The organism is Lachnospira eligens, assembly GCF_009680455.1.
Classification (GTDB): domain Bacteria; phylum Bacillota; class Clostridia; order Lachnospirales; family Lachnospiraceae; genus Lachnospira; species Lachnospira eligens_A.
The window spans coordinates 23621-38043 of the sequence record NZ_WKRD01000006.1; the positions used below are offsets into that span (position 1 = coordinate 23621).

Below are 14423 nucleotides of genomic sequence, written 5' to 3' on the forward strand. Positions count from 1 at the left end.
TATAATAAAATATAAATACAAGAATGGAGGGCAACGATATGCTTAACACTATATGTTTGGAAGAATATGGAAAAGACTTGCACTTATGCAGCAACGAGGAGTGCTTTCATGCACTTATGAAGCTGGTTGCACAAAAAGGACGTGATAGAATAGTGAAAGACAATGGCAGAAAGGTATACTACATTTCTGCAGAGTTCCTTATAGGAAAGCTTTTATCCAATAATCTTATTAACTTAGGAATTTATGATGAAGTTAAGGAAGAACTTACACAGGCAGGAAAGAATCTTTCAGATATTGAAGAACTGGAAGTAGAGCCGTCACTTGGTAATGGCGGACTTGGAAGACTTGCAGCATGCTTCCTTGATTCAATTGCTAACCTTGGTCTTAATGGTGACGGAATCGGACTTAATTATCATCTTGGACTTTTTAAGCAGGTGTTTGAGAATGGGAAGCAGAAGGAAGTGCCTAATCCATGGATTGGTAAGGACAGCTGGCTTGTTCCGACAGATGTGGCATACACTATCAATTTCGGAGAAATCAGTGTGGTTTCAAGAATGTATGATATCAATGTGTACGGAGAAAAGAGAACGAATAAGCTTCATCTGTTTGATGTGGAGACAGTTGATGAGAGCATCGTAAAAGGTGACAGCATAGACTTTGATAAGTCAGATATTGCCAAGAACCTTACACTGTTTCTTTATCCTGATGACAGTGACGAACAGGGAAGGCTTCTTAGAATCTATCAGCAGTATTTCATGGTAAGCAATGGAGCAAGGCTTATATTAGACGAGTGCAGGGACAAATGTATTAACACCGGAAAAACATTTAAGAATCTGCCAGACCTTGCAGTAATCCAGATTAACGATACGCATCCGACAATGGTAATCCCGGAGCTTATAAGACTTCTTACAGAAAATGGAGATATAGATGGAAGTCCGATAACAATGGACGAAGCAATTGATATTGTATCAAAAAGCTGTGCGTATACTAATCACACAATCCTTGCCGAAGCCCTTGAAAAATGGCCTGTGGATTATCTTAACAAGGTTGTGCCACAGCTTATGCCGATTATAAAAGAACTTGACAGAAGAGTGCGTGAGAAGTACACAGATAAATCAGTGTATATAATTGACGATAATAATCTCGTTCACATGGCACACATCGATATTCATTATGGAATGAGCGTCAACGGAGTAGCAAAGCTTCATACTGAGATATTAGAGAATACAGAGCTTAATAATTTCTACAGGATATATCCAGAGAAGTTCAATAACAAAACTAACGGAATCACATTCAGAAGGTGGCTTATCCACTGTAATAATGGACTTGCGAAATACATTGAGACACTTATCGGAAGTGAATACAGACATGACGCAGAAAAGTTAAAAGACCTTTTAAAGTTTGCCGGTGATAAAAATGTTTACGATAATCTTCTTGAGATTAAGACAGACAACAAGAGAAATCTTGCAGAATACCTTAAGCAGACACAGGGAATAGAGATTAATCCACAGTCAATATACGATATACAGATAAAGCGACTGCATGAGTATAAAAGACAGCAGATGAACGCACTGTATATAATATATAAATATTTTGACATCAAGGCAGGCAACATTCCAAAGACTCCTGTTACAGTGATATTTGGCGCAAAGGCTGCACCTGCATACACAATTGCGAAGGATATAATTCATCTGATACTTACATTGAGTAGGGTTATTGAGGCCGATAAAGATGTAAGTCCTTACCTTAAGGTTGTGCTTGTCCAGAACTACAATGTAACACTGGCAGAGAAGCTGATTCCTGCATGTGATATATCAGAGCAGATATCACTTGCATCTAAAGAAGCATCAGGAACAGGCAACATGAAATTCATGCTTAACGGTGCTGTGACATTAGGAACAATGGATGGTGCTAATGTTGAGATTGCAGAGCTTGTAGGTAAAGATAATATATATACATTTGGCGCAACAAGTGATGAAGTTATTGCACATTATGAAAAATGTGACTATAACGCAAAGAAGCTTTATGAGACAGATGCTCTTATAAAAAAATGTGTGGATTTTATAATATCGGATGCTATGCTTCAGGCAGGTGATTCACATAGTCTTAACAGACTGTATAATGAGATTGTAGGAAAAGACTGGTTTATGGCATTGCTTGACTTACGAAGCTATATAGAAACCAAAGAAAAGGCTCTCACAGATTATGATGACAGATATGCGTGGGCAGAAAAAATGCTTGTTAATATTGCAAATGCCGGATTTTTCTCATCAGACAGAACAATCAAACAGTACAATGAAGATATATGGCATCTTTAATATAACTAAATAAGTTGATAATAATTGCCCCGGAAGCTATAATCATTATAAGAGCAAAAGTTCGTGAATGAGGAAGGTTTCGGGGTAGATTTATGTATAATATACTTATAGTGGATGATGAAAAGATTGAAAGAAGCGGAATAAGAATGCTTCTTAAGAGAATGGGAATTGAGCTTGGAGTATTTGAGGCGTGCAACGGAAAGCAGGCACTGGAATATCTGACATCTGACAAGAATACAGGAATTGGACATATAGATATACTGCTTACAGATGTTAAGATGCCGTTTATGGACGGAATAGAGCTTATTAAGAATGTGATGCACAACGACATCAGTTTAAAGACAATTATATTCTCAGGCTATAACGAGTTTGAGTATGCCAAGCTGGCAGTTAAATTAGGAGTTAAAGATTATATATTAAAGCCGGTTGATCCGTCAGAATTCAGTTCGACAATTACAGGGGTTATAACAGAGCTTGACGAGGAACACAAGAAGGACGAGGACTATAACCGGCAGGCTAACTTTATAAAACAGTACTACATGTATACGCTGCTCAACTCCGGTGATGCATCAGGAATACTTGATAATGGGGATTTTCTGGCAGGGTATAACAGACTTGCACTTATAGAATTCAATACTGATTTCTTTGGGAAATATGATACAGGTGAAGACATATTTAAAGAGATAACCGGGGAACTGGATTATCAGTACCTTAATCTTAACCCGTTACAGTCAGTTATCATATTTTCTGATAAATCATTCACAGCAGATGGTAATATTGATAAGAACATTGAAGAAATGTTTACAAATATTCATGACTATATATATAGAAAGACGGGGCAGTTTATGTATATTGCTGTGTCCGGTTTATTCAACGATTATCATGAGCTTCCACAGGTAATGGATGCAGTTGATACACTGATGAATAATAAGTTTTATGAGACAGGAAGATATATTTTTTCTGATAATATCAGTGAAGATACACCTGTGCTTGTACAGATTGATGATGATGCACTTATGAAGCAGATGAAGCAGGATATCAAGATGAAGGATATCACATTTTTACGGATACATTTTGATGCATTGTGTAAGAAATACAGGGGGCAGTCGAACTTCTCACATATATACATCAAGTTTGTATTTTCCAATCTGTTAAAAGATTTCTATGACAATATTCCGGGTGCTGATGAGGCGGAATTTGGCAGGGAGATTGACAGACTGTATAAGTCGGAGGATTTCTCATGCATTATGGATATAGTGAATAACTATATTGATTTGTTGGAAAAGAGTTTCGGAAAAGAGCCGGCCACGTCACACCGGGAGATTGAGACCGTAAAGAATTATATACATAACCATTATGGTGAGGAGATTGGCGCACAGCAGCTTGCGGATATGGTTTATCTTGCACCAAGCTATTTAAGTTCACTTTTTAAGAAGGAAACAGGACAGAATCTGAGCAAATATATTAAACAGTACAGAATGGAGAAGGCTAAGGAACTGCTTACCGGTACGAACATGAAGATTGTGAATATAAGTGAACAGGTGGGTTATCCAAATGTTTCATATTTTGTACAGAGCTTCAGGGAGTACTTTGGTATAAGTCCTCAGAAATTCAGGGATCAGGGAGAATTGAGTTGAAAAAGATTAAGCAGAAAATCAATGATATAAGATTACAGAACAAGCTTGTCATCATATATGTAGTGACCGGACTTATTCCCCTGATTGTACTTTTTGTTTTTGCATACTGTCAGATGAGAAACATTCTTATGGACAGAGATTTAAAGAGCATCAAAGGGGCAATTGAGCAGTCTGTTACAACGGTGGATGGGCAGATAGAGGTGTATGACAACCTGTCTAATTATATAACATTTAATGATACGCTGTCGGGAGTGCTTTCATACGATTACAAAAGCACATATGAGATGTATAACCAGATTGTCACTACATTTGACCCTATGCTTTCATCATTAAAGTATTTTCACAATGATATTAACAGGGTAACAATATATGTGGATAAAGCTATTAAACATGATACAACTATAGCTCCAATAGAAGAGATAAAAGACAGACCTTTTTATAATTCTGCTGCTGAAAGCACTAAGATACAGTGGTTTGTTGATGAAGACAGCAGGACACTTGTTTCAGCACGAAAAATGTCAACGCTTGACCAGCTAGGGATTCTTGGAATCATGTACATAGATGTTGATTATGACAGCATGATGAGTTCATTTACAGGTGGTCTTGAGCAGAACTGCGGAATGGTGGTGCTTGACGCTGATGGAAAAGTTATATGCAGCAGTGACACATTTGAAAACAATAACACCAGATACAGATTAAACAGTAAGAAACTGCTTTCACTAATCGACGGGGCAGAATGGGATAATAATACATGTGGAAATACAGAGGGTTATTCTGTAGTAAAGAAGGAAAGCCCTGTTACCGGATGGACAGTATATGTCTATGAACCAAGAAAACTTGTGCTCAGGTCAGCTAATTCAATGATTACAATGATTGTAGTTGCATTTGTGGTAGCAGTTGCAGGTGCCGCTGCGGCGAGTATATTTACAACAGGCTTCATTACAAGAAGAATTAATAAATTAAAAAACAGTATGGCAAAGGTTGAAAATGGAGACTTTGATGCGGTAATTAATACACAGGACAAAGATGAAATAGGTGACCTTATTCATAGCTTTAACAGCATGACAACCCAGATTAAGAATCTTATCACGCAGGTATATGAAGGACGTATAAGCCAGAAAGAATCAGAGATGCGGGCATTAAGGGCACAGATTAATCCGCATTTCCTCTACAATTCATTATCGCTTATCAATTGGAAAGCAATAGAATATGAACAGGAGGATATAAGTGAGATAACACTTGCATTGTCTAACTACTACCGTACATCGCTTAATAAGGGAAAGAATATACTAAGCTTTGAGCAGGAATTAAGCAACATGCAGTCGTATCTTAAGATTCAGCAGATAATGCATGACAACTCATTTGATGTGGTGATAAATGTATCAGAGGAAGTTATGCCATGCGAATCTTTAAACCTTATACTCCAGCCATTGGTAGAAAATGCAATAGACCACGGTATAGATCTGCTGACAGACAGGAAAGGTGTAATAACAGTAGAGGCCAAGATGCAGACGGATGAAGAAGGTAAAAAGCTTGTATGTGTAACAGTGTCTGATAACGGTGTAGGAATGGACAAAGAAACTGCACAAAACTTCTTAACAGTCCAGTCAAAAGGGTATGGTGCAAGAAATGTTAATGACAGAATAAGACTTTATTACGGCGAAAGCTATCATCTGGAAGTGCAGAGCATGCCTGATGAGGGAACAACAATAACAATAAAATTCCCGGCAAAACCATACAACACAAAAAACTGATATGTTTCTAAAATATCTTATATTTTAATATTAACCCCTCCTTAATATAATTAGATTATCAAAAGAGGACAGTAATCAAAGCTGTCTCGGATAATTATTAAGGAGGGTTTTTTTATGAAGTTTAAGAGATTAGCGGCTGCGGTGATGGCAGCAACAATGTGTGGGTCACTTTTTGTGGGTTGTGGCAATGCTAAAAAGGATGACACAGCAGCAGGCGAGGAAAAAATCACAGCTACAATCAAGGTATGGGGCTGTGCAGAAGATCAGGCAGATGAGAACGGCAAATGGCTTCAGACAATGTGTGACCAGTTTAATTCAGAGCATCCTGACTGGGATTTAACATTTGAATACGGTGTATGCTCAGAGCAGGACGCAGGAAAGATAGTTCCACAGGATCCAGAGAATTCAGGAGATGTATACTTCTTTGCTAACGACCAGCTTCAGACACTTGTTGATGCTAACGCTATTGCAAAGCTTGGTGGAGAGACAGCAGATTATGTTAAGAAAACTAACTCAGATGCAATTGTGGATTCAGTATCAGTAGATGGGGCTGTATACGGAGTACCATTTACAACTAATACATGGTTTATGTACTATGACAAGAGCAAATTCACAGACAGTGATGTAAAGAGCCTTGATAAGATGCTTGAGAAGAATAAGGTGGCTTTCAATATTACAGAGGGCTGGTATATGTCATCATTCTTCCTTGCTAATGGATGTAAATATTTTGGAAAAGACGGAAAAGATAATTCAGCAGGTGTTGATATCTCAGGAGATAAGGGAACACAGGCAACACAGGCAATGGTTTCACTTGTAAATAATCCTAACTTTGTCAATGACCTTCAGGGTGTTGGTATCGCTGGCTTAAGAGATGGTTCAGTTGGAGCTTACTTCTCAGGATCATGGGATTATAAGAGTGTTAAAGAGATTCTTGGAGACAATTTTGGAGCAGTTTCACTTCCTACAGTAAAGATTGGTGGAAAAGACAAGCAGATGTTAGCATTTGCAGGTTCTAAGGCAATCGCAGTTAATCCTAACTGCAAGTATCAGCAGGTAGCAGTTGCACTTGCAAAGTATCTTGGAAGCAAGGATGCACAGAAGAAGCACTATGAATTAAGAGGTGTTATTCCTTGTAATACAGAGCTTCTTGCAACTGATGAAGTAAAGAAGGATGCCCTTGTAACAGCACAGAATGATACATTTAACAAGACATCAGTAATCCAGCCAACAGTAACAGGCATGAATGATTACTGGGCACCTGCACAGAACTTTGCTAAGGCAATCGTAAATGGTGAAATAACAGCAGATAATGCAGCAGCTAAGACACAGGATTTCTATAAGCAGATTAATACATCAATCGCAAAATAATTGATGGGGATTAAATGCTGAAAGGAGTGGCGCATAATGGCAGTTAAGTTCACTGAATCATTTAGAAAAGGAAATATATTTACGAAGTTAAGCATTCTGATTCCAGGACTTGGTAATCTTGTAGGAAAGCAGATTATAAAGGGAATTATGTATATAGCTATAGAAGCAGCCTTTGTATGCTTTATGATTATGAATGGAATTAACTGCCTTGCGATGCTTCCAGGTCTTGGAAGCAGACCGCAGCAGGAGGTCTGGAATGAGAAGCTTGGAATATATGAGTATGTTGCAGGTGATAATTCACTTCTTATACTTCTGTATGGAATAGCAACAATATTCATTATTATAGCTTATATAATAGTTGCAGCTAGTGCTGTAAAAAGCTCATATAAGCTGGAGCTGTTAAAGGAAAAAGGAAAGCATATAAACACATTTGCAGAAGACGTGAAGTCGCTGTTTAATGAGAATCTTCATAAGCTGCTGCTTACACTCCCGGTATCAGGTGTGCTTATATTCACAATACTTCCGCTTATTTTCATGATAAGCATGGCATTCACTAATTATAGTAAGGTTGACAGCCATCTGGTGCTTTTCGACTGGGTAGGACTTGAGAATTTCAAGCAGATATTCGATTCAGGAAGCATGATAGGACAGTCTTTCTGGTCAGTATTTGGCTGGACTATAGTGTGGGCAATATTTGCAACATTTCTTAATTACATATTCGGAATACTTGTTGCACTGCTTATCAACAGAAAAGGTACGAAATTCAAGGCTTTCTGGAGATTTATATTTATACTTTCAATCGCAATTCCACAGTTTGTTTCACTTCTTATTGTCAGAAGCATGCTGGCACAGGATGGAATTGTAAATGTTGTTTTAAAGAATGCAGGATGGATAACAAAATCACTGCCATTCTTTACAAATGCGACTTGGGCAAGAATCACAGTAATCGTGGTTAATCTGTGGATAGGTATTCCATATACTATTCTGCAGGTTACAGGTATATTACAGAATATACCTATGGAGCTGTATGAGGCAGCAGATGTAGATGGAGCTAATGGATTTGTCAAGTTTATTAAGATAACAATGCCATATATGTTATTTGTAACGGCACCATATCTTATCACGACATTTACTGCTAATATTAACAACTTTAATATTGTTTATCTGCTGACTAAGGGAGATCCGGTTATGGCAGGTGCAACGGCAGGAAAGACAGACCTTCTGGTAACATGGCTGTACAAGATGACAATAGATTATCAGTATTATAATCTTGGTGCTGTTATCGGTATTATGACATTCATATTCTTAGCGATTGGTTCACTGCTTGTATACAGAAGAACGAAAGCGTATAAAGATGAGGAGGGATTCCAGTGAAAAAGAAAAAGACTATTAAAAATATACTGGCACATACAGTGCTTACAATATTAGCGATAGTGTGGGTAAGTCCTCTTTTCTGGATACTCCTCACAAGCTTCAGGGCTCAGAAGGGTGCTTATACAAGCTCCTTCTTCCCAAAGCAGTATTCACTTGATAATTATGTAAAGCTTTTTACAGATACAGGAATACTTAATTTTCCACGAATGTTTACCAATACTCTGATAGTAGCAGTATTCTCATGTATTATATCAACATTTTTTGTACTGTCAGTAGCCTACTGTATGTCAAGGCTTAAGTTTAAGATGAGAAAAGCAATGATGAATATCGCAATGATACTTGGACTTTTCCCTGCATTTATGGCGATGGTTGCCGTATATTATATACTTAAAGCAGTAGGACTTTCAGAAGGAGCAATGATAAGAGTTGCGCTTGTGCTTGTATATTCAGCATCATCAGGAATACAGTTTTACATTGCAAAGGGATTCTTTGATACTATCCCTAAGACAATAGATGAGGCTGCTATGATAGATGGAGCAACGAAGTGGCAGGTATTTACTAAGATAACAATACCTCTCAGTAAACCAATTATAGTGTATACAATACTTACATCATTCATAGCACCTTGGGTAGATTTCATATTTGCAAGAGTAATCTGCAGGGCAAATGCGAAGTATTATACTGTTGCAATCGGCTTGTGGCAGATGCTTGAAAAGGAGTATGTTGATGTATGGTACACAAGATTTGCAGCAGGAGCAGTTCTTATATCAATTCCAATTGCAGCCTTGTTTATGATAATGCAAAGATGTTATAATGAAAGCATGACAGGTGCAGTGAAGGGTTAGATATATGAATAGATTAAAGCAAACATTAAAAAAATGTGTGGCATTTGGTGTCACAGGAATAATGCTTATATTAGCCGGGTGTAAAAGCCCGGCTGGTTTTGTGTCTAATGATAATGAAGAATACAATGCGAGAATGGAAGAAGCGAGGACAACGCCATTCGGAGCTTACCCCGAGACTATAGAATATACACTTGGAAAGATGACAAGTGTTAATAATTCCAATATGCCGGAGAATGACACTTATACGGATAATGCGTACACACGCTATATTAAGTCTGTGATAAATGTGCAGAATGTTGATGTATTTGAAGCAAACGACAGCCAGTATGACACTAATGTTTCAATGGTAATCTCAATGGGAAGCCTTCCGGATATTATGGTTGTATCAAGTCAGGATGAGGTTGAACAGTTAGTGGAAGCAGGACTTATAGAGGACCTTACAGAAAGCTACAATAACTGTATAAGTGACAGAATCAGGAAAATGTATGAAAGCTATGGCGATTCACTTAAGGATATGGTTACATATGATGGAAAGATAATGGCACTGCCGGAGACTAATATAACAGATGGACCTAATCTTGTGTGGTTAAGAAAAGACTGGATGGATAAGCTTGGATTGTCAGAGCCACACACTATTGATGATGTTGTTAATATAGTGAAGCATTTTATATCAGAAGACCCTGGAAATAATGGCGTGGATGCGTCCGGAAAACCTAATACAGTGGGGCTTGCAGTGGATACAGATGTGACAGGTGAATGTGGTTACAGCAGTGAATTTCTGCTGGATATAATATTTGCCTGCTTTGGAGCGTATCCAAAGCAGTGGATAATGAACGATGATGGTGAGATTGTATATGGTTCGGTTACAAATGAGGCAAAAGAAGCACTTTCATATATAAGCAGTCTGTACAATCAGGGCGTTATAGATAATGATTTTCTTCTGCGTACATCAACCAATATATGTGAGCTTATAGAGAATGGTCTGTGTGGCTCGTTTTTCGGACCATGGTGGGCACCGAATAATCCGCTTGCTAATGCAGTAAGCAGGAATCCGGATGCAGACTGGCAGCCATATTTAATAGCAACAGATTCGGATGGGACAACGAGTTATCACAGTCAGAATCCGTGTTACAAATATGTTGTTGTAAGAAAGGGCTATGAACATCCTGAGATTGCAGCAAAGATGATAAGCGTCATGTTCGATAAGGTAAGATTTGACTGTACAGACTCAGAAGAATTCAAGAATTACTATCAGCTTAATGTTGAACCTACGGCAAGACCTTTATCAATAAATGTTGATTACAATAATGCACTTTCAATATGTTACAGGAATATAGATGCCACAATTTCAGGAAGAAAGAATCCTGACAGTCTGGAACTTCTTGAACGCTCATTTTATGATGCGTGTAGTGAGTATATCAAGAATGCTAACAAAACAAGTACGCAATGGGCAGCGTATATGTCAAGAATTAAGGCATGCAGTCTGATTGCACAGGATAATATAAAGGTAGTTGACTCGCTTTATTTTAAGACCACAGACACAATGAAGAGCCATTGGTGGAGACTTAAGGCTAAAGAAAAAGAGGCATATTTAAAGATTATAAGCGGAGAAGAAGATATATCTTACTTCGATAGATTTGTAAAAGAATGGAATGAACAGGGCGGTCAGACTATTACATCAGAAGTCAGTCAGAGTATGAAATAATTGGCTGTGAAAATATAGTAATATATGATACAATCTTAATTAATGTAAATATATTAACTATGGAGGTTTTATTTTGAAAGAGAGAGAAAAATTCGGCTCGCGACTCGGCTTTATCTTAGTGTCTGCTGGCTGTGCGGTGGGACTTGGTAATGTGTGGAAATTTCCATACATATGCGGGGAAAATGGTGGTGCGGCATTCGTGCTTATCTATCTTGTATTTCTTGCAATTCTTGGATTTCCTATTATGTGTGCGGAGTTCACAGTAGGACGAGGAAGCGGTAAAGGTGCTGCAAGGGCATTTGAAGAACTGGAGACTAAGGGAAGTAAATGGCATCATTTCAAATGGGTATCGGTAGTAGGAAGCTACGTATTAATGGCTTTCTATACTATGGTTGCAGGATGGATGCTTTATTATGCATGGCGTGAGGCAAGAGGTTCGTTAGCAGGTTTAGAGCCAGATGAGGTTTCAGGAGCATTTGGAACTATGCTTTCACAGCCTGGTACAATGACAATCTGGATGATTGTTGCAGTTTTACTTTCGTTTGGTGTATGTGTATTAGGATTACAGAAGGGCGTTGAGAAGATTACTAAGGTTATGATGTTACTTCTTCTTATCCTTATTGTGGTACTGGCAGTTCATTCACTTGTACTTCCTAATGCATCAGAAGGTGTTAAATTCTATATGGTGCCTAATCTGGATGCTATTAAATCAAGAGGTTTAGGACCGGTTATATTTGATGCCATGACACATGCATTCTTTACACTTAGTGTAGGCATTGGCGCAATGGAGATATTCGGAAGCTACTTAAAGAAAGACAGAACAATAGGTGGAGAGGCTGTTAATATCATTCTGATTGATACATTTGTTGCTCTTATGGCAGGATTTATAATTATTCCTGCATGCTTTGCATATGGTGTTGCTCCGGGTGCCGGTCCATCACTTTTATTTATAACACTGCCTAACATATTTAATCATATGGCGGGAGGAAGAATATGGGGAACAGCATTCTTTGTATTCATGTCATTTGCAGCATTATCAACTGTAATTGCTGTATTTGAGAACATTATTGCTTTTTATATTGACCTTAAGGGATTTTCAAGGAAAAAGGTTGTTGCAGGTAATGTTATATTCATGATACTGCTTTCACTTCCTGCTGTATTAGGCTTTAACAAGCTTGCAGCTTTCCAGCCTATTGGTCCGGGAAGTTCAATTATGGATCTGGAGGATTTCCTTGTTTCATATAATCTGCTTCCTCTTGGAAGCATGATATTTGTATTATTCTGTACCAAGAAGAACGGCTGGGGCTGGGAAGGCTTCAGAAAAGAAGCTAATGAAGGAAAAGGTCCTAAGCTTCCTGAATGGTTAAGATTCTATATGAGTTATATACTTCCGGCTATTATAGTGGTTGTATACCTTAAGGGTTATTATGATACATTTAAACCAAGGGGAACAGGTTATCTTGTTGGCTGGATGATATTTGCGTGTGTATTGCTTCTTGCAATATTCGGAATTGCTAATTATAAGAAGAAAGATGCGTAATCTATGACTAAGAAAGAACTTGTTTTAGAGGTTATAAGAAGATTAAAGGCAGAATATCCGGATTCGGAGTGCAGTCTTGATTACGATGATGCCTGGAAACTGCTTGTAAGCGTAAGACTTGCGGCACAATGCACTGATGCAAGAGTAAATGTTGTGGTTAAGGGGCTGTATGAAAAATATCCTGATATAGCATCACTTGCTGCAGCATCTCCAGAAGAGATTGAAAAGATTATAAGACCTTGCGGTCTTGGAAAAAGCAAGGCAAGGGATATATGTGCATGTATGCGCATGCTTCATGAACAGTATAATGATAAAGTTCCTGACAGCATGGAAGAATTATTAAAGCTTCCTGGAGTTGGAAGGAAGAGTGCCAATCTTATTATGGGTGATGTGTTCGGAAAGCCGGCAATTGTTACAGATACACACTGTATAAGGCTTTGTAACAGAATAGGTCTTGTAAAAGACGAGAAAGAGCCTAAGAAGGTTGAGATGGCATTGTGGAAGCTAGTCCCGCCAGAAGAAGGAAGTGGATTATGCCACCGGTTTGTAGACCACGGAAGAGAGGTATGTACGGCGCGTACTACGCCACACTGTGAAAGATGCTGCCTTAATGATATATGTAAGAAAAATGGGATAAAAGTGTGATTGAATATGCATTTTTATTATGGTAGTATTTTATTGTGGTTCATACTAATGAACAAAATGTATGGGAGGGGAACATGGAATTAAAAGAATTAATTAAATACGCAAGAGATAACAGGTGTTCAGATCTGCATATTACTGCAGGAGAAGCGGTTGCAGTAAGAAAATATGGTGAACTTGAGCTTCTTGATATAACACCTTCGATAGAAGAAACAGAAGATATGATATTCTCAATTCTTGGTGATGAAGATATACAGAATGTTCAGGCAGGAAAAGATATTGATGTGGCATCTACTGATGAGTCTGGTGGACGATTAAGGATTAATATATATCATCAGAGAAGAAATCTTGCAGCAAGTATCCGTCTTCTTGATTCTGTTATACCGTCGTTTGAAGAATTGGGACATTCAGGAAAACTTTTTTCTAAGCTTGTTGAGAAAAGGTCTGGTCTTATTCTTGTAACAGGTCCTACAGGAAGTGGTAAGTCTACAACACTTGCAGCTATGATTGATTATATTAACAACAATATGTCAAGACATATTATAACAGTAGAAGATCCTATAGAGTATGTATATGGGTTTAAGAAATCTATGATACATCAGAGACAGGTAGGAAGAGATGTACCTGATTTTGCGACAGCACTTCGTTCAGCACTTCGTGAAGACCCGGATGTTATTCTTGTAGGAGAGATGAGAGATTATGAGACTATCAATGCAGCAATTACAGCTGCTGAAACAGGACATCTTGTATTATCAACACTTCATACAAGAAGCGCTACACAGACAGTTGAGCGTATAATCAGTGCATGCCCTATTGAGGCGCAGTCTGCACTTATAATACAGATTGCATCTGTATTAACTGGAGTTATAACACAGACACTTGTACCTCGTGCAGAGCAGGAAGGACGAATTGCTGCAACAGAGATTATGCTTAATAATACAGCAGTATCTAATCTTATTAAAGAGAAGAAGACTAATCAGATTCAGACCGTTCTTCAGTCAAATATGCAGACAGGTATGCACACAATGAATTATTCGCTTGCTAATCTTGTTAAGACAAGAGTTATTTCAAGGGATGTAGCTTTGAAGTATTCAGAGAATCCAACTGAACTTGCTAAAAGTATATAATAGTAACTTGTAGTGCTATGCAGTTTTAAAACTTTGCGAATAGTGTACAAAATACAGAACAACAAAAAATAATTTGAAAATAAAGCCATTCTACTGTATTATAGGGTTAGATT

Annotated in this window: 10 protein-coding genes; all 10 read left to right on the forward strand. The window is 38.0% G+C overall.

All coding sequences use genetic code 11. From position 1 onward, the window contains the following. Positions 1-38: 38 nt before the first annotated feature. The 10 genes from GKE48_RS08675 to GKE48_RS08720 all read left to right on the forward strand — a co-directional run bounded on the left by GKE48_RS08675 (position 39) and on the right by GKE48_RS08720 (position 14310). Complete coding sequence (locus GKE48_RS08675) at positions 39-2318, forward strand: glycogen/starch/alpha-glucan phosphorylase (RefSeq protein ID WP_243138482.1); 2280 nt, start codon at positions 39-41, stop codon at positions 2316-2318. Positions 2319-2410: 92 nt separating this feature from the next. Continuing rightward, a complete protein-coding gene (locus GKE48_RS08680; protein WP_012739935.1) occupies positions 2411-3955 on the forward strand; it encodes a response regulator transcription factor in 1545 nt (514 codons plus the stop codon). Beyond that, complete coding sequence (locus GKE48_RS08685) at positions 3952-5709, forward strand: sensor histidine kinase (RefSeq protein WP_154300871.1); 1758 nt, start codon at positions 3952-3954, stop codon at positions 5707-5709. Before GKE48_RS08680 ends, GKE48_RS08685 begins: the two co-directional genes overlap by 4 nt. Before the next feature lie 114 nt (positions 5710-5823). Then, positions 5824-7077, forward strand: coding sequence for an extracellular solute-binding protein (locus GKE48_RS08690; RefSeq protein ID WP_022097964.1), 1254 nt, complete (start codon positions 5824-5826; stop codon positions 7075-7077). Between the two features lie 36 nt (positions 7078-7113). Beyond that, positions 7114-8451, forward strand: coding sequence for a carbohydrate ABC transporter permease (locus tag GKE48_RS08695; protein ID WP_055215877.1), 1338 nt, complete (start codon positions 7114-7116; stop codon positions 8449-8451). Then, entirely contained in the window at positions 8448-9296 is an 849-nt protein-coding gene (locus GKE48_RS08700; RefSeq protein ID WP_012739931.1) for a sugar ABC transporter permease, read from the forward strand. Before GKE48_RS08695 ends, GKE48_RS08700 begins: the two co-directional genes overlap by 4 nt. A gap of 4 nt (positions 9297-9300) precedes the next feature. Then, positions 9301-11001 (forward strand): extracellular solute-binding protein, encoded by a 1701-nt coding sequence (locus GKE48_RS08705; RefSeq protein WP_154300872.1) that lies wholly within the window; start codon positions 9301-9303, stop codon positions 10999-11001. Between the two features lie 73 nt (positions 11002-11074). Continuing rightward, entirely contained in the window at positions 11075-12541 is a 1467-nt protein-coding gene (locus GKE48_RS08710) for a sodium-dependent transporter (protein ID WP_012739929.1), read from the forward strand. Between the two features lie 3 nt (positions 12542-12544). After that, complete coding sequence (locus GKE48_RS08715; RefSeq protein ID WP_154300873.1) at positions 12545-13186, forward strand: endonuclease III domain-containing protein; 642 nt, start codon at positions 12545-12547, stop codon at positions 13184-13186. Positions 13187-13260: 74 nt separating this feature from the next. Beyond that, entirely contained in the window at positions 13261-14310 is a 1050-nt protein-coding gene (locus GKE48_RS08720) for a type IV pilus twitching motility protein PilT (protein ID WP_022097969.1), read from the forward strand. The last annotated feature ends 113 nt before the right edge of the window (positions 14311-14423 follow it).

Bases quoted from the DNA above. Each gene is read 5' to 3' on its own strand.
- GKE48_RS08675 (WP_243138482.1), top strand. From the start codon at position 39: ATGCTTAACACTATATGTTTGGAAGAATATGGAAAAGACTTGCACTTA.
- GKE48_RS08680 (WP_012739935.1), top strand. From the start codon at position 2,411: ATGTATAATATACTTATAGTGGATGATGAAAAGATTGAAAGAAGCGGA.
- GKE48_RS08690 (WP_022097964.1), top strand. From the start codon at position 5,824: ATGAAGTTTAAGAGATTAGCGGCTGCGGTGATGGCAGCAACAATGTGT.
- GKE48_RS08695 (WP_055215877.1), top strand. From the start codon at position 7,114: ATGGCAGTTAAGTTCACTGAATCATTTAGAAAAGGAAATATATTTACG.
- GKE48_RS08705 (WP_154300872.1), top strand. From the start codon at position 9,301: ATGAATAGATTAAAGCAAACATTAAAAAAATGTGTGGCATTTGGTGTC.
- GKE48_RS08715 (WP_154300873.1), top strand. From the start codon at position 12,545: ATGACTAAGAAAGAACTTGTTTTAGAGGTTATAAGAAGATTAAAGGCA.
- GKE48_RS08720 (WP_022097969.1), top strand. From the start codon at position 13,261: ATGGAATTAAAAGAATTAATTAAATACGCAAGAGATAACAGGTGTTCA.